18 protein-coding genes are annotated in these 19,438 nt (G+C 55.4%); 12 read left to right on the top strand and 6 right to left on the bottom strand.

Annotation, left to right across the window (positions count from 1 at the left end; genetic code table 11):
- Nucleotides 1-24: 24 nt before the first annotated feature.
- Nucleotides 25-492 carry an acyl-CoA thioesterase YigI gene (yigI, locus tag FHC49_RS07590; RefSeq protein ID WP_220439443.1) on the bottom strand — a complete coding sequence of 156 codons (468 nt, stop codon included), beginning with the start codon at nt 490-492 and terminating at the stop codon, nt 25-27.
- A gap of 161 nt (nt 493-653) precedes the next feature.
- Between yigI and pldA the strand changes: the two genes are divergently transcribed.
- From pldA to rhtC, 3 genes are all read left to right on the top strand, one after another.
- Nucleotides 654-1,520 carry a phospholipase A gene (pldA, locus tag FHC49_RS07585; RefSeq protein WP_220439442.1) on the top strand — a complete coding sequence of 289 codons (867 nt, stop codon included), beginning with the start codon at nt 654-656 and terminating at the stop codon, nt 1,518-1,520.
- Between the two features lie 117 nt (nt 1,521-1,637).
- Nucleotides 1,638-3,467, top strand: a complete 1,830-nt coding sequence (recQ, locus tag FHC49_RS07580) for an ATP-dependent DNA helicase RecQ (protein ID WP_185669760.1) — start codon at nt 1,638-1,640, stop codon at nt 3,465-3,467.
- A gap of 81 nt (nt 3,468-3,548) precedes the next feature.
- Nucleotides 3,549-4,172 (top strand): threonine export protein RhtC, encoded by a 624-nt coding sequence (rhtC, locus tag FHC49_RS07575; protein WP_220439441.1) that lies wholly within the window; start codon nt 3,549-3,551, stop codon nt 4,170-4,172.
- A 45-nt stretch (nt 4,173-4,217) separates the two neighbouring features.
- Here rhtC and FHC49_RS07570 read toward each other — a convergent pair whose 3' ends face one another.
- Both FHC49_RS07570 and rhtB read right to left on the bottom strand, forming a co-directional pair.
- Nucleotides 4,218-5,102: an Rpn family recombination-promoting nuclease/putative transposase gene (locus FHC49_RS07570; protein WP_220439440.1), complete on the bottom strand. Its 885-nt coding sequence runs from the start codon at nt 5,100-5,102 to the stop codon at nt 4,218-4,220.
- A 153-nt stretch (nt 5,103-5,255) separates the two neighbouring features.
- Entirely contained in the window at nt 5,256-5,876 is a 621-nt protein-coding gene (rhtB, locus tag FHC49_RS07565; RefSeq protein ID WP_220439439.1) for a homoserine/homoserine lactone efflux protein, read from the bottom strand.
- A gap of 109 nt (nt 5,877-5,985) precedes the next feature.
- On the opposite strand from rhtB, the gene pldB reads away from it, so the two are divergent.
- The 3 genes from pldB to FHC49_RS07550 all read left to right on the top strand — a co-directional run bounded on the left by pldB (nt 5,986) and on the right by FHC49_RS07550 (nt 8,805).
- Nucleotides 5,986-6,978 carry a lysophospholipase L2 gene (gene pldB, locus FHC49_RS07560; RefSeq protein ID WP_220439438.1) on the top strand — a complete coding sequence of 331 codons (993 nt, stop codon included), beginning with the start codon at nt 5,986-5,988 and terminating at the stop codon, nt 6,976-6,978.
- 41 nt (nt 6,979-7,019) lie between these two features.
- On the top strand, nt 7,020-7,820 hold the full coding sequence (yigL, locus tag FHC49_RS07555) for a sugar/pyridoxal phosphate phosphatase YigL (protein ID WP_185669756.1): 801 nt from the start codon (nt 7,020-7,022) through the stop codon (nt 7,818-7,820).
- Between the two features lie 85 nt (nt 7,821-7,905).
- Complete coding sequence (locus tag FHC49_RS07550; protein ID WP_185669755.1) at nt 7,906-8,805, top strand: carboxylate/amino acid/amine transporter; 900 nt, start codon at nt 7,906-7,908, stop codon at nt 8,803-8,805.
- On the opposite strand, the gene metR is transcribed toward FHC49_RS07550, so the two are convergent.
- Entirely contained in the window at nt 8,693-9,646 is a 954-nt protein-coding gene (gene metR, locus FHC49_RS07545; protein WP_220439437.1) for an HTH-type transcriptional regulator MetR, read from the bottom strand. The two genes, FHC49_RS07550 and metR, sit on opposite strands and share 113 nt — an antisense overlap.
- Nucleotides 9,647-9,881: 235 nt before the next feature.
- Between metR and metE the strand changes: the two genes are divergently transcribed.
- Complete coding sequence (gene metE, locus FHC49_RS07540) at nt 9,882-12,143, top strand: 5-methyltetrahydropteroyltriglutamate--homocysteine S-methyltransferase (protein ID WP_220439473.1); 2,262 nt, start codon at nt 9,882-9,884, stop codon at nt 12,141-12,143.
- A gap of 46 nt (nt 12,144-12,189) precedes the next feature.
- Here the strand turns inward: metE and FHC49_RS07535 are convergent, their stop codons facing one another.
- On the bottom strand, nt 12,190-13,002 hold the full coding sequence (locus FHC49_RS07535; RefSeq protein ID WP_220439436.1) for a dienelactone hydrolase family protein: 813 nt from the start codon (nt 13,000-13,002) through the stop codon (nt 12,190-12,192).
- A 237-nt stretch (nt 13,003-13,239) separates the two neighbouring features.
- On the opposite strand from FHC49_RS07535, the gene udp reads away from it, so the two are divergent.
- A complete protein-coding gene (gene udp, locus FHC49_RS07530; RefSeq protein ID WP_185669752.1) occupies nt 13,240-14,001 on the top strand; it encodes a uridine phosphorylase in 762 nt (253 codons plus the stop codon).
- Between the two features lie 53 nt (nt 14,002-14,054).
- On the opposite strand, the gene FHC49_RS07525 is transcribed toward udp, so the two are convergent.
- Nucleotides 14,055-14,492, bottom strand: coding sequence for a CZB domain-containing protein (locus FHC49_RS07525; protein WP_185669751.1), 438 nt, complete (start codon nt 14,490-14,492; stop codon nt 14,055-14,057).
- Nucleotides 14,493-14,891: 399 nt separating this feature from the next.
- Between FHC49_RS07525 and rmuC the strand changes: the two genes are divergently transcribed.
- The 4 genes from rmuC to ubiB all read left to right on the top strand — a co-directional run bounded on the left by rmuC (nt 14,892) and on the right by ubiB (nt 19,414).
- Nucleotides 14,892-16,301 (top strand): DNA recombination protein RmuC, encoded by a 1,410-nt coding sequence (gene rmuC, locus FHC49_RS07520; RefSeq protein ID WP_185669750.1) that lies wholly within the window; start codon nt 14,892-14,894, stop codon nt 16,299-16,301.
- Nucleotides 16,302-16,401: 100 nt separating this feature from the next.
- Entirely contained in the window at nt 16,402-17,157 is a 756-nt protein-coding gene (gene ubiE, locus FHC49_RS07515; RefSeq protein WP_185669749.1) for a bifunctional demethylmenaquinone methyltransferase/2-methoxy-6-polyprenyl-1,4-benzoquinol methylase UbiE, read from the top strand.
- 14 nt (nt 17,158-17,171) lie between these two features.
- Nucleotides 17,172-17,777: an SCP2 domain-containing protein gene (locus FHC49_RS07510; protein ID WP_185669748.1), complete on the top strand. Its 606-nt coding sequence runs from the start codon at nt 17,172-17,174 to the stop codon at nt 17,775-17,777.
- On the top strand, nt 17,774-19,414 hold the full coding sequence (ubiB, locus tag FHC49_RS07505; protein ID WP_185669747.1) for a ubiquinone biosynthesis regulatory protein kinase UbiB: 1,641 nt from the start codon (nt 17,774-17,776) through the stop codon (nt 19,412-19,414). The genes FHC49_RS07510 and ubiB overlap by 4 nt, the downstream gene beginning before the upstream one ends.
- The last annotated feature ends 24 nt before the right edge of the window (nt 19,415-19,438 follow it).

The raw sequence follows: 19,438 nt of genomic DNA, 5'->3' as shown, positions 1-19,438 counted from the left end.
CGCAATTTTACGCGATTCTGGCGGTTATCCCACCATATAAGTCGCCGTGGCGCTGGCGATATGCGTTTTCTCTTCGTTGTGTAGCTCAACGCGGGCAACGGCAACTTTGTTGCCTGCGCGCAGCAGCGTGCTGGTGGCGGTAAAGCGCGAGCCGCGTCCTGGACGCAGATAGTCCACGCGCAGGTCGATGGTACCCATCTTTGACAAGCGCTGGCGCAGTTCATCTTCATTGATGGTGTCATGACGCGCCAGCGTACTGCCCACGCAGACCAGGCCTGCCGCGACATCCAGTGCCGAGGCGATCACCCCTCCGTGCAGAATGCTTTGCGCCCAGTTGCCCACCATCATCGGCTGGTTGTTAAAACTCAGCTGTGCGAACGCCTTTTCGTAGACATCTAGCTCCAGATTCAGGGCCCGGTTGAACGGCATATGGTAGACAAAGATTTCGCCAACCAGCTTGAGTGCGGCTTCCGCGGTGAGTTCTGCAGACATAGTGACCTTACATTTCATTGTTAATAAAATGTTGATTTTATGCCGATTGAATGTTGATTTCTACTTTCAGAAAGGTTTGATGAGCAAGAACAGCGTAAACAGGTAGAATACGTGTCAATTTGTTATCCATTATTTGCATATATCTCAGGGGAAGTTGACTGATGCGGATCTCACTCAGTGGGCTACTGGCGCTGCTGCTGCCTGTCGCGGCGTTGGCACAGGAAGCGACAATTAAAGAGGTGTACGATGCACCGGCAGTACGCGGCAGTATTATCGCCAACCTTCTACAGGAGCATGATAACCCGTTTACGCTCTACCCCTATGAAAGCAACTACCTGCTTTACACCTGGACCAGCGACCTCAACAAAGAGGCGATTCGTTCCTACGACTGGGCCGAGAATGCGCGCAAAGATGAGGTGAAATTCCAGCTTAGCCTGGCCTTCCCGCTGTGGCGCGGCATTCTGGGGGATAACTCGGTACTGGCAGCGTCTTACACCCAACGTTCCTGGTGGCAGCTTTCCAACAGCGATGAGTCTTCGCCGTTCCGTGAGACCAACTATGAGCCGCAGCTTTTCCTCGGCTTTGCTACCGATTATCGCTTCGCGGGCTGGACGCTTCGCGACGTTGAGATGGGCTATAACCATGATTCCAACGGCCGCTCAGATCCCACTTCCCGCAGTTGGAACCGACTCTATACGCGTTTGATGGCGCAAAACGGCAACTGGCTGGTTGAGGTGAAGCCCTGGTACGTGATTGGCGATACCGACGATAACCCGGATATCACCAAGTATATGGGCTATTACCGGTTGAAAATCGGCTACCAGCTGGGCGACGCGGTGCTCAGTGCGCAGGGGCAATACAACTGGAACACCGGCTACGGCGGCGCGGAACTGGGCGTGAGCTATCCGGTCACTAAGCACGTTCGCCTCTATACTCAGGTGTACAGCGGTTATGGCGAATCGCTTATCGACTATAACTTTAACCAGACTCGCGTTGGGGTTGGGGTCATGCTTAACGACCTGTTTTAAGAGCAATTCCTGCGGTTTGTTGCGAGCATGGCCGAAGGAATTCGTCTAAAACGTTGCAGTTTGGCACGCGGGCGCTGAAAATAGCGCCTGTTTTTATTTAACGGTAATGGGGTCAATGTGGCACAGGCGGAAGTTTTAAATCAGGAATCGCTGGCTAAGCAGGTTTTGCAAGAGACCTTTGGCTACCAGCAGTTCCGCCCTGGCCAGGAAACCATTATCGACACCGTGCTGGAAGGGCGCGACTGCCTGGTCGTGATGCCTACCGGCGGCGGTAAGTCGCTGTGTTATCAAATTCCTGCGCTGGTGCTTAACGGCCTGACGGTGGTAGTTTCACCGCTGATCTCGCTGATGAAGGACCAGGTCGATCAGCTGCTGGCGAACGGCGTGGCGGCGGCCTGTATCAACTCCACCCAAACCCGCGAACAGCAGCAAGAGGTGATGGCCGGCTGCCGTACCGGGCAGATTCGCCTGCTCTATATCGCCCCGGAACGTCTGATGCTGGATAACTTCCTTGAGCATCTGGCGCACTGGAATCCGGCGATGCTGGCGGTGGATGAGGCGCACTGTATCTCGCAGTGGGGGCATGACTTCCGCCCGGAATACGCGGCCCTTGGCCAGCTGCGTCAGCGCTTCCCCGCGCTGCCGTTTATGGCGCTGACCGCCACCGCCGATGACACTACCCGTAGCGACATTGTGCGCCTGCTGGGGCTGAATGACCCGCTGATTCAAATCAGCAGCTTTGACCGCCCGAATATCCGCTACATGCTGATGGAGAAGTTTAAACCGCTCGATCAGCTGATGCGCTACGTGCAGGAGCAGCGGGGCAAATCCGGCATTATTTACTGCAATAGCCGTGCGAAGGTGGAAGACACCGCGGCTCGCCTGCAAAGCCGTGGCATCAGCGCAGCGGCGTATCATGCCGGGCTGGAAAACACCGTGCGCGCCGACGTGCAGGAAAAATTCCAGCGTGACGATCTGCAAATCGTGGTGGCTACCGTGGCCTTCGGGATGGGTATCAACAAGCCCAACGTCCGTTTCGTGGTGCACTTCGACATCCCTCGCAATATCGAATCCTACTATCAGGAAACCGGCCGCGCCGGGCGCGATGGCCTACCGGCGGAAGCGATGCTGTTTTACGATCCGGCCGATATGGCGTGGCTGCGCCGCTGCCTGGAAGAAAAGCCAGAGGGCATGCTGCTGGATATCGAGCGGCATAAGCTCAACGCGATGGGGGCGTTTGCCGAAGCGCAGACCTGCCGTCGTCTGGTGCTGCTTAACTACTTTGGCGAGGGCCGTCAGGAGCCGTGCGGCAACTGCGATATCTGCCTCGACCCACCGAAACAGTACGACGGCGTGCAGGATGCGCAGATTGCGCTCTCCACCATTGGCCGGGTTAACCAGCGCTTTGGGATGGGCTACGTCGTTGAGGTCATTCGCGGTGCCAACAGTCAGCGTATTCGCGAGTTCGGCCACGATAAGCTCAAGGTGTACGGCATGGGGCGCGACAAAAGCCATGAACACTGGGTCAGCGTCATTCGTCAGCTCATTCATTTAGGCTTCGTCACCCAGAACATAGCCCAACATTCGGCGCTACAGCTTACCGATGCTTCCCGTCCGGTGCTGCGCGGCGAAGTGCCGCTGCAGCTTGCGGTGCCGCGTATTGTGGCGCTGAAGCCGCGCGTGATGCAGAAAGCGGCTGTGGGTAACTACGACAAGCAGCTGTTTGCGAAGCTGCGTAAGCTGCGTAAAGCCATTGCCGATGAAGAAAATATCCCGCCTTACGTCGTCTTTAACGACGCGACGCTGATTGAAATGGCAGAACAGATGCCTATCTCCCCAAGCGATATGCTCAGCGTCAACGGCGTGGGCACGCGTAAACTCGAACGCTTTGGTCGTGAATTCCTGGCGCTGATTCGCGCTCACGTCGACGGTGACGACGAGGAGTAGTCAGTTTGCGGAAAAAGTGCAAAGATGGTGACTCACTGTACTCTTTTCCGCGAATTTATCGTCCCGTTTGGTAGGCCTATCATGATTACGTTATTCCTGACCGTCGCGCTGGTGCACATCATTGCCTTGATGAGCCCGGGGCCGGACTTCTTTTTTGTCTCCCAGACCGCCGTGAGCCGCTCGCGCAAAGAAGCGATGATGGGCGTGCTAGGGATCACCTGTGGTGTGATGGTCTGGGCGGGCGTTGCGCTGCTCGGCCTGCATCTGATTATCGAAAAAATGGCGTGGCTGCACACCATCATTATGGTCGGTGGTGGTCTGTACCTGTGCTGGATGGGCTACCAGATGCTGCGCGGGGCGCTGAAGAAAGAGCCGTCTGACGCTGCGGAAGAACCGCAGGTCGAACTGGCTCAGGGCGGACGCAGCTTTATGAAGGGCCTGCTGACGAATCTCGCCAACCCAAAAGCGATTATCTACTTTGGTTCAGTGTTCTCACTGTTTGTCGGTGACAACGTCAGTGCGGGCGAGCGCTGGGGGATTTTCCTGTTGATTATCCTCGAAACGCTGGCCTGGTTTACCGTCGTGGCGAGCCTGTTTGCGCTGCCTGCAATGCGTCGCGGCTACCAGCGCGCGGCGAAGTGGATCGACGGCGTGGCGGGCACGCTGTTCGCGGGCTTCGGCATTCACCTGATTATTTCTCGCTAAGAGATTGGCCCACTCGGTATCGTTATCGGGTGGGCTATACAGTGTTTATTGGCGGAGTTGCTGGAGTTCATCGGCGGAAAGCCCGGTAATCTCAGTGATGAGGTTGCTATCAAAACCCCGCGCTAGCATTGCTTTTGCCACATTTCGCAAAGTGACGAGTTTACCTTCCTGAATCCCTTCTTTACGTAGCTGTTCTGCCATAGTCATAAACTTTTCTCCATGCTGCGGCACGCGCTGTGCCAGTCCATACAATAGTTTTTGAACATCCTGGGTTTGTCCGGCCTGTATCAGATAGTTTACTAGCACGGTTATTTGTTGTCCGCTCATGTGTCCCAGAATGAACAAACTGGCTAGCTTGTCTTGTAGCAACGCGATATCCCGCTGCCGGATATGCTTCTGCACCAGCGTCAGCGCTGCCATGCTGCGGTGTTGCATAATCTCGTCGTCGGGGATAACCGTAATATCCACCAGCGGGAAAGGTGAGGTGTAGAGCTGACGTGCAGCGACGGGGTCGCTGAACCCATCCAGCCAGTTTAGCGACCAGGGATAAGGGCTGCGTTTGCCGTGATAAAACAGAATGGGAACCACCAGCGGTAAAGTTTTATGACCGGCTTCGAGATGGCGCTGCATGGCGGCAACGGCGTAGCGCAGTAATCTGAAAGCCATATGCTTATCCGGCGTGCTTTGGTGTTCGATAAGGACGTGGACATAGCCGTGACCGGTAGTGGTCTGCAGCGAATAGATAACATCACTGAAGTAGGGGCGCAGATCGTCTTCGATAAAGCTCCCCGATTCCAGCCGTAGCGTCTCTAGCTTGCAGAGTTGGAGAAGCTGAGTGGGCAGGTGGAGGCGAATAAAATCCCGCGCCGTATCGGCGCAGGAGAGAAAGGTTTTAAACACCGCGTCATGCGGCGTGGCTGTCTCCGCCATCGTTTATCATCCGTGAATGAAAAGTCTGGCGGCATTCTGGCACTCAGGCTTTTTGTGGTGTAGCGGTTATTCCAGGCTTCTTTCCGGGATGCGCCGCCGCTCGCGCGATTTTGTCAGTTAGCGACTCCCACGACAAAAATTTGCGTGCCGCATTCAGGCATGGCGCGCCGACGCCAGCAGCGCACCTACCAGCATAAACAGCGAACCGAACACCTTATTCAATGCCTTCATCTGCTTCGGCCCTTTAATCCATGCCGAAATCCGCTGTGCCAGCGTGGCGTAACCAATCATCACGATGATATCGACGACGATAGTCGTTATCCCAAGAACCAGATACTGCATAACCTGTGGCTGATGCGGCACGATAAACTGTGGGAACAGCGCGGCCAGGAACACGATGCTCTTCGGGTTGGTCAGGTTCACGAACACCGCACGCTGGAATAGCTTGCCGCGGCTTTGCGTTTTCGCCAGCGTTTTCAGGTCGATGGAGCCTGCCGCACGCCATTGCTGAATGCCGAGCCAGATAAGGTACGCCGCCCCCGCCCACTTCAGCACCTCAAAGGCCAGCAGGGAGCGCGAGAAGAGGGTACCCAGGCCTACGCCAACCAGCACGATGTGAATCGCCAGGCCGGTTTGCAGGCCGGCAATCGATGCCGCCGCGCCGCGATAGCCGTGGTTAATGGAGGTGGTCATGGTATTGATCGCCCCTGAGCCCGGCGAAAGGCTAAGAATTATGGATGTGAGCAGGTAGGCGAACCACCATTCGAAGGTCATGAGAAACTCCCTGATTGTCTGTTTTTATGCCACAATACGCTATTGTCCTGGCGTTGTGTCAGGCGTCACAAAAAAATGATTTTCAGCGGTTAGCAGGGGTGGAAGCCCGATGTTTCAACAGCAAAAGGATTGGAATACAAGAGAAAACGCGTTTGCTGCCTTTACGACCGGCCCGCTGATGGATTTCTGGCGAGGGCGGAAGGAAGCGGAGTTTATCGGCGTTGACGGCATTCCGGTACGATTTGTTCGGTTCAGTTCACCTGCGCACGACAGCGTGATCGTGGTCTGTCCTGGGCGAATTGAGAGCTACGTGAAGTATGCCGAGCTGGCGTACGACCTGTTCCATAGCGGCTTTGATGTGCTGATTATCGACCATCGCGGTCAGGGGCGCTCCGGGCGCATGTTGTCTGACTCCCATCGCGGCCACGTGGCGAAATTTAGCGACTACGTTGACGATCTTGCGGCCTTCTGGCAACAGCAGGTGCTGCCAGGGCACTGGCGGCAGCGATTTATTCTCGCTCACTCGATGGGCGGTGCCATCGCCACGCAGTTTTTACAGCGTAATCCGCAAGGCTGTGATGCTATCGCGCTTTGTGCACCGATGTTCGGGATTATTATGCGCCTGCCGGAATGGGTAGTAAGGCCACTTCTCGATTGGGCTGAGGGCCATCAGCGTCTTCGGGAAGGGTATGCAATGGGAACGGGCCGATGGCACGCGCTGCCGTTTGGCATTAATGTACTGACCCATAGTCGCGAACGCTATCGGCGTAACGTCCGTTTTTATGCCGATGAACCCCGGTTGCGCGTGGGAGGCCCCACGTATCACTGGGTCAGAGAAGGTATCCTGGCAGGGGAGCAAATCCTCGCCGATGCCGCAAAAGAGACGTTCCCCGTTCTGCTGATTCAGGCAGAGGAGGAACGCGTCGTTGATAATCGCATGCACGATCGTTATTGCGAAATCCGCGCCGAAGCGGGCCACCCTTGTGATGGCGGTAAGCCGCTTGTCATACAGGGCGCCTATCATGAGATCCTTTTTGAAAAGGACGCTATGCGCTCAGTCGCACTCACTGCCATCGTCGATTTTTTCCGTCGACATCGTTAATTCGGCGCCAGCGGCGCACTGTTTAGAGGTTAAATTCGAATATGTACCAGGTTGTTGCGTCTGACTTAGATGGCACCTTACTCTCCCCCGACCACCACTTAACGCCGTACGCGAAAGAGACGCTAAAGCTGCTCACCGAGCGCGGCCTGAACTTCGTCTTTGCGACCGGACGTCATTACATCGACGTAGGCCAGATTCGCGATAATCTGGGGATCAAATCCTACATGATCACCTCCAACGGCGCGCGCGTGCACGATGCCGATGGGAAACAGGTTTTCGCCCATAACCTCGATCGTGATATTGCCGCCGATCTCTTCGGCATCGTGAATGACAACCCGGATATCGTCACCAACGTTTACCGTGAAGACGAATGGTTTATGAACCGTCATCGCCCGGAAGAGATGCGTTTCTTCAAGGAAGCGGTATTCAACTACACCCTGTATGAGCCGGGTATGCTGGAGCCGGAAGGGGTCAGCAAGGTGTTCTTCACCTGCAACGATCACGAAACGCTGCTGCCTTTGGAACAGGCGATTAACGCGCGTTGGGGCGATCGCGTCAACGTCAGCTTCTCCACGCTCACCTGTCTGGAAGTGATGGCGGGCGGCGTGTCGAAAGGCCATGCGCTGGAAGCGGTGGCGAAAGCGATGGGCTATACCCTTAAAGATTGCATCGCGTTCGGTGATGGGATGAATGACGCCGAAATGCTGTCGATGGCAGGTAAAGGCTGCATTATGGAGGGCGCGCACCAGCGTCTGAAAGACCTGCATCCGGAGCTTGAAGTGATCGGATCGAACGCCGATGATGCGGTACCACATTTCTTGCGCGACATGTACCTGCGTTAATTATCAACAAATGACTAATTATTGGTCAGTTGTCAACCGGTAACTCCGCTACAATGAATGCTCCTCTTCCTATGAGACATTCATTGTGGCGCTCCTGATTATTACCACGATTCTGTGGGCTTTCTCTTTTAGCTTCTACGGCGAGTACCTTGCCGGACACGTCGACAGTTACTTTGCGGTGCTGGTGCGCGTGGGCCTGGCGGCGCTGGTCTTCCTGCCGTTTCTTCGCACCCGTGGGCACAGCCTGAAAACCGTTGGCCTGTATATGCTGGTGGGCGCAATGCAGCTTGGCATCATGTATATGCTGAGCTTCCATGCTTATCTCTACCTGACCGTCTCCGAGCTGCTGCTGTTTACCGTCCTCACGCCGCTCTACATCACGCTGATTTACGACCTGATGAGCGGACGCCGCCTGCGCTGGAGCTACGCGTTTAGTGCGCTGCTGGCGGTGATTGGTGCGGGGATTATTCGTTACGACCACATCACTAACCATTTCTGGACCGGCCTTATCCTGGTGCAGCTCTCCAATATCGTCTTTGCCATCGGCATGGTGGGCTATAAGCGCCTGATGGAGACCCGGCCAATGCCGCAGCATAACGCTTTTGCCTGGTTCTATCTCGGGGCGTTTCTGGTGGCGACGGTGGCCTGGATGCTGCTCGGTAACGCGCAGAAAATGCCGCAGACTCTGCCGCAGTGGGGGATTCTGGTATTTCTTGGCGTGGTGGCTTCGGGGATTGGCTACTTTATGTGGAACTACGGCGCCACGCAGGTGGATGCGGGCACCTTAGGCATTATGAACAACATGCATGTGCCCGCAGGGCTGCTGGTGAACCTGGCAATCTGGCATCAACAGCCCCACTGGCCGAGCTTCCTTACAGGGGCTGCGGTGATACTGGCCTCACTGTGGGTGCATCGCCATTGGGTCGCTCCGCGTTCTTCACGAACGGCAGATGATCGCAAGCGTGATTCCGCGCTGAGCGAATAAACGCATCCATCACCGGCTGACGCTGCTCGCCATCGCGCACGGCGGCGTACAGCCGGCTCCACAATCCTTCGCCCAGGGTTTTGGTCACAATCAGACCCTGGCGCTCAAAACTCTCCACCACCCAGTGCGGCAGAGCGGCAATGCCCATCCGCGCGGCGACCATCTGCACCAGCAGCAGCGTGTTATCAACGCTTTTCAGCTGTGGGCTGACGCCAGCAGGCTGCAGGAAATGACGCCAGACATCCAGACGCTGGCGCTGTACCGGGTAAATCAACAACGTTTCTGCCGCCAAATCTTCTGGCGTGATGCGCGCTTTGGCCGCCAGCGGGTGATCCGGCGACAGTACCAGGCGCACTTCAAAATCAAACATCGGCGAGTAGTGCAGGCCGCTGCGCGGCAGGATGTCTGAGGTAAGCACCAGATCCAACTCGCCCTGCTGTAGTGCAGGCTGCGGGTCGAAGGTGACGCCGGATTTAAAGTCCATCTCAACCTGCGGCCACTGCTTGCGGAAATTCTCCAGCGCGGGCGTCAGCCACTGAATACAGCTATGGCATTCGATGGCGATACGCAGCGTGGCTTGCTGTGGTTCATGACAGGCCTGCAGCGCCTGAGTGATTTGCGGCAGCACCTGGTTTGCCAGCTGCAGCAAAATCTCCCCCTGTGGGGTAAAGCGCAGCGGCTGGCTTTTACGTACGAATAGCCGGAAGCCAAGGCGCTGTTCCAGATCGCTGAACTGGTGAGACAGGGCGGATTGGGTCTGGTGCAGCGTCGCCGCGGCGGCCGCCAGAGAACCACTGTTCCGCAACGCCTGGAGCGTTTTCAGATGTTTAATTTCGATCATGAAAGTCCTTCACTTCGGCATGAACAATTTGCGCTTGAGGAATATACAGTACCTGTCGATTATGGATGTGTAAACATCTGGACGGCTAAAATCCTTCGTCTTTTAAATTTATGGTGCGTTGGCTGCGTTTATTCACCCCAGTCACTTACTTAAGTAAGCTCCCGGGGATTCATAAACTTGCCGCCTTCCCTAAATTGAAAATCCAAAGGATTTAAACACTTAAGAGAGGCATATGATGACTATTCAAAACCACACCCTCGGTTTCCCTCGCGTTGGCCTGCGTCGCGAGCTGAAAAAAGCGCAAGAGAGCTATTGGGCGGGTAACGCCTCCCGTGAAGAACTGCTGGCCGTTGGCCGCGAACTGCGCGCCCGTCATTGGGAGCAGCAGAAGCAGGCGGGTATCGACCTGCTGCCGGTGGGCGACTTCGCCTGGTACGATCACGTGCTGACCACCAGCCTGCTGCTGGGCAACGTCCCGGCTCGCCATCAGAACAAAGATGGCTCCGTCGATATCGACACCTTATTCCGTATTGGCCGTGGGCGCGCACCGACCGGTGAACCTGCGGCGGCGGCAGAAATGACCAAATGGTTTAATACTAACTATCACTACATGGTGCCTGAATTCACTAAAGGCCAGCAGTTCAAGCTGACCTGGACCCAGCTGCTGGACGAAGTTGACGAAGCGCTGGCGCTTGGCCACAACGTGAAGCCTGTCCTGCTGGGGCCGGTTACCTATCTGTGGCTGGGCAAAGTGAAGGGTGAGCAGTTTGACCGCCTGACCCTGCTAAACGACATCCTGCCGGTGTATCAGCAGGTGCTGGCTGAACTGGCGAAGCGCGGTATTGAGTGGGTGCAGATTGATGAACCTGCGCTGGTGCTGGAACTGCCGCAGGAATGGTTGAACGCATTTAAGCCGGCCTATGATGCGCTGCAGGGGCAGGTGAAACTGCTGCTCACCACCTATTTCGAGGGTGTGACGCCGAATCTGGAAACCATTATTACGCTGCCGGTACAGGGTCTGCACGTTGATCTGGTGCACGGTAAAGATGACGTTGAAGCCCTGCATCAGCGCCTGCCAGCTGACTGGCTGCTCTCCGCTGGCCTGATTAACGGCCGCAACGTCTGGCGCGCCGACCTTACTGAAAAATATGCGCAGATTAAAGCGCTGGTGGGTAAACGTGACCTCTGGGTCGCCTCTTCCTGCTCGCTGCTGCACAGTCCTATCGATCTGAGCGTTGAAACCCGCCTGGACGCGGAAGTGAAGAGCTGGTTCGCCTTCGCCCTGCAAAAATGCGGTGAGCTGGCGCTGCTTCGTGATGCGCTGAACACCGGCAACACGGCGGCTCTGGTTGAGTGGAGCGCACCGATTCAGGCTCGCCGTCACTCAACCCGCGTGCACAATGCGGCAGTGGAACGGCGTCTGGCGGCGGTTACCGCCAAAGACAGCCAGCGTACTAGCGCTTACCCTGTACGTGCTGAAGCGCAGCGCGCGCGCTTTAATCTTCCGGCCTGGCCGACCACAACGATCGGCTCTTTCCCGCAAACCACCGAGATTCGCGGCCTGCGTCTGGATTTCAAAAAGGGGAATCTGGACGCGAATAACTACCGCACCGGCATTGCCGAACACATTAAGCAGGCGATCGTCGAGCAGGAGCGTCTGGGGCTCGATGTGCTGGTGCACGGTGAAGCCGAGCGTAACGATATGGTGGAATACTTTGGTGAACACCTCGACGGCTTCGTCTTTACCCAGAACGGCTGGGTGCAGAGCTACGGTTCTCGCTGCGTGAAGCCGCCCGTTGTCATCGGCGATGTGAGCCGACCGGAAGCGATCACCGTGGAGTGGGCGAAGTATGCCCAGTCTCTGACCGACAAACCGGTGAAAGGGATGCTGACCGGTCCGGTCACGATTCTTTGCTGGTCCTTCCCGCGTGAAGACGTGACCCGTGAAACCATCGCTAAGCAGATTGCGCTGGCGCTGCGTGATGAAGTGGCGGATCTGGAAGCGGCCGGTATTGGTATCATCCAGATCGATGAGCCAGCACTGCGTGAAGGTCTACCGCTGCGCCGTAGCGATTGGGCCGCCTACCTGGAGTGGGGCGTGGAAGCCTTCCGCATTAACGCCGCGGTGGCGCAGGATGATACCCAAATCCACACCCACATGTGTTACTGCGAGTTCAACGACATCATGGATTCCATTGCAGCGCTGGATGCGGACGTGATCACTATCGAAACCTCCCGTTCCGATATGGAGCTGCTGGAGTCATTCGAAGAGTTCGACTACCCGAATGAAATCGGGCCGGGCGTCTATGACATTCACTCGCCGAACGTACCAAGCGTGGAGTGGATTGAGGCTCTGCTGAAGAAAGCCGAGCAGCGCATTCCGGCGGAGCGCCTGTGGGTTAACCCGGACTGTGGTCTGAAAACGCGTGGCTGGCCAGAAACCCGTGCTGCACTGGCGAACATGGTCAAAGCGGCGCAGAACCTGCGTCAGGCTTAAAAAATCAAACGGAGGCTAACGCCTCCGGTTTCCTTTACTAAGGGAACTAGCCTTTTTTCCCGCCGTACTGCGCAAACCACGCCAGCATACGCTGCCAGCCATCTTTCGCTGACTCTTCATGATAGCTCGGGCGGTAATCGGCGTTGAACGCATGACCGGCTTCCGGGTAAACCACGATCTCGGCATTTGCATTGGCCGCTCGTAGCGCGTGGCGCATCGTTTCAACCGACTCCAGCGGAATCCCCGTGTCCTGGCCACCGTACAGACCTAGCACCGGGGCGCTAAGATCGACCGCGATGTCGACCGGGTTTTTCGGCATCTTCAGCGTTTTGTCACCCACCAGACGGCCATACCAGGCAACGGCGGCTTTGAGCTGCGGGTTATGTGCGGCGTATAGCCAGGTAATGCGGCCACCCCAGCAAAAGCCCGTCATCAATAAACGGCTGGCATCACCGCCGTTACGTGCCGCCCAGTTGGCGACGTGATCGAGGTCGGCCAGCACCTGCGCGTCGGGGACTTTGGACACCAGGCCGCTAAACAGCGAGGGGACATCGTCATAATCGTTCGGATCGCCCTGACGGAAGTAGAGCTCTGGTGCGACAGCCAGATAGCCCTCTAGCGCCAGACGGCGACAAATATCGCGGATGTGTTCGTGGACACCAAAAATCTCCTGCACTACGATGATTACCGGCAGCGGCGCATCGCTATGCTTAGGGCGAGCGTAGTACGCTGGCAGCGTATCACCCTGTGAAGGAATAGAGGTTTCTCCCGCTGAGATAGCCTCTTCGGGCGTATGAACGGTGGTTGAGGCGTGAGGTGAAGCCGCAGGGGCAAATCCAGGTTGTCTGTTGGTTGTCATGGCATTCTCCGTACCCTTTTAATGAACTCATAGCCAAATCACATTGCCTGAATGCGGCGTATTTTTGGTCAGCAGGGAGTAACAATAACTTGTTAATGTGATGTAAATCACTAATTGCGTGGAATTTAATGTAATATTTTTAATTCTTAGTGATTGTGGTCACGAAAAGATGTTGTGGTCTTCTATAAAGTACATTTTTGCTTCTTCTGACAAAACTGAACCACAGAGGAGTTCTTTATGTCCAAGTCTGATGTTTTTCATCTCGGCCTCACCAAAAGCGACCTTCAAGGGGCTACACTCGCTATCGTCCCAGGTGACCCGGAACGTGTGGAAAAGATCGCCGCGCTGATGGAAAAGCCGGTAAAACTGGCATCTCACCGTGAATTTACCTCCTGGCGTGCCGAACTTGATGGCAAGTCAGTGATCGTTTGCTCTACCGGTATCGGTGGTCCATCCACTTCTATTGCCGTGGAAGAACTGGCCCAACTGGGTATCCGCACCTTCCTGCGCGTAGGCACCACCGGCGCCATTCAGCCGCATATCAACGTCGGTGACGTTCTGGTGACCACCGCATCCGTCCGTCTGGATGGGGCGAGCCTGCACTTTGCGCCGATGGAATACCCGGCAGTCGCTGACTTCGCGTGTACGACTGCGCTGGTTGAAGCGGCGAAAGCCGTAGGTGCGACCACGCACATCGGCGTAACCGCCTCTTCCGATACCTTCTATCCGGGTCAGGAACGCTATGACACCTTCTCCGGCCGTGTAGTGAGAAACTACAAAGGCTCGATGGAAGAGTGGCAGTCAATGGGCGTAATGAACTACGAGATGGAATCCGCGACGCTGCTGACCATGTGCTCAAGCCAGGGTCTGCGTGCGGGGATGGTTGCTGGCGTTATCGTTAACCGTACCCAGCAAGAAATCCCGAATGCTGAGACGATGAAGCAGACTGAAAGCCACGCGGTGAAAATCGTGGTGGAAGCGGCACGCCGCCTGCTGTAAAGAAATACTCAAGTATAAAGGCCTCATACGAGGCCTTTTTTATATTCGGCAGCTTAATGTTGTGAGGCTTCTAATAACTCGCCCAGAGATAATCCCACTTCTTCTGACAATGGCATCAGTTCATTCTTTACAGTCGCTAACGCCTCCATAAAATGGCCTTTCTGATGCAGCGACACAATAGAACCGGCACATTGATGAAACTGTGCATGGAGTTCACGAAAGCGTTCATATTCAGGATGTTTAGCTAATGACTTGCCTTCGTTATATATCCATTCACCAACCTGGCACAACGCATCGTTAGAGACCTGTGCAGCATCAAACTCATCTTCCCGATGCTCTCGCAGGGCGGTAATCCAGCGTTCACGCCATGCAATATGAAAAGCAATGGCCTCTTCAAGGATTAAGCCGTTCAGGTTTTGCTGTTCCTTAGGAATGCCAAGGCTAATATTTTCACCTGCAATTCTCTTTTTTATCCATGTGCTAAATTCCATAATATTCTCCATGTTTATGGTTGCTATCTATGTTCTATAGTCGTATTGCTCATTGGGATTAATAACTAATAAATTTATTCTTATATTATTAGGCGTTGCTGTAGTTGCCTGGAATAATATACTTATTAAGGGTATGGTAATTTATGTTGCCAGGCAATGACATTATAAATATATTTTTGTAATATATATATTTGTTATTACTCTTTCGTTGTATATTTTCCTTGCTGTTTAAATAATTTTTGAAAATGATATGAGAAATATTACTTATTATATAAATAGCACTCTGCAGGTTCATCTCTCTCTTTTTGCGTGGAGGCTCGCAGGAAACCGCTTTAAAACTGGACGTTTATACAGCACAATTCTATTTTGTGCAGATAACCGGTTTATGCAGGGGGCATTGTGGATATTGCCGTGGTGATTTATGCGCTGGTCGCGCTGGCGGGCATCGTGATTGGCTGGCTGGCGGCGAGCTATCGCGTGGCGCAGCAGCGTGCCGAACAGCTGGCTGAAGAACGCGACGTGTACGGTGAGCTGAGTGCGGCAAAACAGCAGGTTGCCCAGAACGCCCACTGGCGGGAAGAGTGCGAGCTGCTCAATAACGAGCTGCGTAACCTGCGAGAAATAAACGCCTCGCTGGAGGTCGACCTGCGGGAAGTCACCACGCTGCTGGAGACCACACGTCAGCACGGCGACGAAAAGTACCGCCTGATGCTCAACAGCGAGCAGCGCCTGAGCGAGCAGTTCGAAAACCTGGCCAACCGCATCTTCGAACAGAGCAATCGCCGGGTGGAAGAACAAAACCGCCAAAGCCTGCACGGCCTGCTCACGCCGCTTCGTGAGCAGCTTGATGGTTTTCGCCGTCAGGTGCAGGAGAGCTTTGGGCAGGAGGCGCGCGAGCGTCACACGCTGGCACATGAAATTCGTAACCTCCAGCAGCTCAACGCCCAGATGGCGCAGGAAGCGGTCAACCTGACCCGCGCGCTAAAAGGCGACAACAAAACCCAGGGTAACTGGGGGGAAGTGGTGCTCACGCGCGTATTAGAGGCTTCTGGCCTGCGTGAAGGGCATGAATACGAAACCCAGGTCAGCATCAATACGGACGCGAACTCCCGTATGCAGCCGGACGTTATCGTGCGCCTGCCGCACCGTAAGGACGTGGTGGTGGATGCCAAAATGACGCTGGTGGCCTACGAGCGTTACTTTAACGCTGAAGATGACTACACCCGTGAAACCGCGCTGCAGGAGCATATTGCGGCGGTGCGTAACCATATCCGCATGCTGGGTCGTAAAGACTATCAGCAGTTACCGGGGCTACGATCGCTGGACTACGTCCTGATGTTTATCCCCGTGGAACCCGCCTTTCTGCTGGCGCTGGACAGGCAGCCCGAACTGATTAGCGAAGCGCTGAAAAACAATATTATGCTGGTCAGCCCGACCACGCTGCTGGTGGCGCTGCGGACTATCGCCAACCTCTGGCGCTATGAGCATCAGAGCCGTAATGCGCAGCATATTGCTGAACGTGCGAGCCGCTTATATGACAAAATGCGTCTTTTCGTGGATGACATGTCGGCTATCGGTCAAAGCCTCGATAAAGCACAGGAAAACTACCGACAGGCGATGAAAAAGCTCACCACCGGGCGCGGCAACCTGCTTACGCAGGCCGAGGCGTTTCGCCACCTTGGGGTGGAGGTAAAACGCGAGATTAATCCGGAACTGGTTGAACAGGCGACGGCGCAGGACGATGATTTTCGACTGCGTGACGACACAGACACGAATGATGACAATCCGTTAGCCGCCGAACGTCGCTAAAACGCTCGCCGCACGGGTTTGGTAACGGGGTGGAATCGTAGGGCAATTGCGTCCAATCTGTTACACTCCATGAACATTTTCTTGATAAGCAGGCATAGAGATGGTTGAGGATTCACAAGAAACGACGCACTTTGGCTTTCAAACAATCGCCAAATCACAGAAAGAAAACATGGTGGCGCATGTCTTCCATTCTGTCGCCGCAAAATACGATGTGATGAATGATCTGATGTCATTCGGTATCCATCGTCTCTGGAAGCGTTTTACCATTGATTGCAGCGGCGTGCGCCGTGGACAGACGGTCCTCGATCTGGCGGGCGGCACCGGTGACCTGACGGCAAAATTCTCGCGTATGGTCGGTGAAACCGGCCGCGTGGTGCTGGCCGATATTAACGACTCGATGCTCAAAATGGGCCGTGAAAAGCTGCGTAACATCGGCGTGGTGGGTAACGTGGAGTACGTGCAGGCAAACGCTGAAGCGCTGCCGTTCCCGGATAACACCTTCGACTGCATCACCATCTCCTTTGGCCTGCGTAACGTCACCGACAAAGACAAAGCGCTGCGCTCGATGTATCGCGTACTGAAGCCGGGCGGACGCCTGCTGGTGCTGGAGTTCTCCAAGCCGGTTATCGACCCGCTGAGTAAAGCTTACGATGCCTACTCGTTCCACATCCTGCCGCGTATTGGCGAAATGGTGGCAAACGACGCCGAAAGCTACCGCTATCTGGCGGAATCTATTCGTATGCACCCCGATCAGGACACCCTGAAAGAGATGATGCAGAACGCTGGGTTGGAAAACGTTGAGTACTTCAACCTGACGGCAGGGATTGTCGCGCTGCATCGCGGCTATAAATTCTGATAAGCGGGGGCCATATGCCTTTAAAACCCTTAGTGACCGGCAGTATCGAAACCGCGATTAACGCGCTGTTATGGCGTGAGAAAGCGTTGAAACCTGCCCGTCAGCGTCTTATCGGGAAAGTATTACGCATTGAGCTGAAAGAGTTTTCTTCTCCGCTGGTGCTGATATTTAGCGAGCGTCAGGTTGACGTGGTCGGCGCGTGGGACGACGAGGCGGATTGCACCGTCATCACCCGCGCCAGCGTGCTGCCTCAATTACGCAACCGTCAGCAACTGACGGCACTCATCCGCAATAACGACCTGGAAGTGCAGGGCGATCTTCAGGTCGTGCAAAACCTGGTGTCGCTAGCGGACCTGGCAGAGTTCTCTCCCGCAGAATTGCTGGCACCCTATACCGGCGATGTGGCGGCAGAGGGGATCAGCAAAGCGCTGCGTGGTGGGGCGAAGTTCATACAGCACGGGCTGGCGCGCCAGCAGCGCTATGTGGCGGAGACCCTGACGGAAGAGTGGCGACTGGCACCCGGCGCGCTGGAAGTGGCCTGGTTTGCGGAAGAAACAACGGCCGTTGAGCGTGATGTTGCCGCGCTGACGAAACGGTTGGAAAAACTGGAGGGGAAATGACGCCAGGAGAATTACGGCGCCTGTATTTTATCATCCGCACCTTTTTGAGTTACGGGCTTGATGAGCTCATTCCCAAAATGCGTATCACGCTGCCGCTGCGAATTGGGCGTCGGCTGTTGTTCTGGATGCCAAATCGCCACAAGGAAAAGTCGCTAGGTGAACGTCTGCGCTTAGCGTTGCAGGAGCTTGGCCCGGTATGGATCAAGTTTGGGCAGATGCTCTCTACCCGTCGTGACCTTTTCCCCCCGCAAATTGCCGATCAGCTCATTATGCTGCAGGACCGCGTGGCGCCGTTTGACGGCAAGCTGGCAAAGCAGCAGATTGAAAAATCGATGGGCGATATCCCCGTTGAAAGCTGGTTTGATGATTTTAGCATTGAGCCGCTGGCTTCAGCCTCCATTGCCCAGGTGCACACTGCTCGCCTGAAAGAGAACGGCAAAGAGGTCGTCATTAAGGTTATCCGCCCGGACATTCTGCCGATTATCAAAGCGGACATGAAGCTTATCTATCGCCTGGCGCGCTGGGTACCCCGCCTGCTGCCGGACGGTCGTCGCCTGCGCCCGCTGGAAGTGGTGCGTGACTATGAAAAGACGCTGATCGACGAACTGAACCTGCTGCGCGAAGCGGCGAACGCCATTCAACTGCGCCGCAACTTCGAAAACAGCCCGATGCTGTACGTGCCGGAGGTCTATTCAGACTACTGCCGCGTTGACATGCTGGTGATGGAGCGCATCTACGGTATTCCGGTCTCTGACGTAGAGACGCTGGAAAAGCAGAATACCAATATGAAGCTACTGGCCGAACGCGGCGTGCAGGTCTTCTTCACCCAGGTATTCCGCGACAGCTTCTTCCACGCGGACATGCACCCGGGGAATATTTTCGTCAGCTATGAACACCCGGAAGACCCGCAGTACATCGGCATCGACTGTGGCATCGTTGGCTCGCTTAACAAGGACGATAAACGCTATCTGGCGGAAAACTTTATCGCCTTCTTCAACCGCGACTACCGTAAAGTTGCCGAACTGCACGTCGATTCCGGCTGGGTTCCGGCGGACACCAATGTGGAAGAGTTTGAGTTTGCTATCCGCACCGTTTGCGAGCCGATTTTTGAAAAGCCGCTGGCGGAGATCTCTTTCGGTCACGTGCTGCTGAACCTGTTTAACACCGCCCGACGCTTCAATATGGAAGTCCAGCCACAGCTGGTGTTGCTACAAAAGACATTACTTTACGTAGAAGGGGTAGGACGTCAGCTCTATCCTCAGTTAGATTTATGGAAGACGGCAAAGCCTTTCCTTGAGTCATGGCTGAAAGACCAGGTCGGTATTCCGGCGCTGGTTCGCGCCCTGAAGGACAAAGCGCCGTTCTGGATTGAAAAGATGCCGGAACTGCCGGAGCTGGTGTATGACAGCCTTCGGCAGAGCAAGCAGGTTCAGGCGAGCCTTGAGAAACTCTCGCAGAATCTGACAACGCATCACACCCGTCAGGGTCAATCGCGTTATCTCTTTGGTATAGGCGCGGTTTTACTCCTGAGCGGTACAGTATTGTTAGTGAATCGCCCGGAATGGGGCCTGACACCCGCATGGCTTATGGCCGGAGGGCTGGTGGTATGGCTCGTCGGGTGGCGGAAGACGCGCTGAATTATGCGTCGCTAAGAGGGCGCT

Source organism: Kluyvera sp. EC_51, assembly GCF_019584505.1.
GTDB lineage: Bacteria > Pseudomonadota > Gammaproteobacteria > Enterobacterales > Enterobacteriaceae > Kluyvera > Kluyvera sichuanensis.
This window is presented reverse-complemented; position numbering and strand designations above follow the sequence as displayed.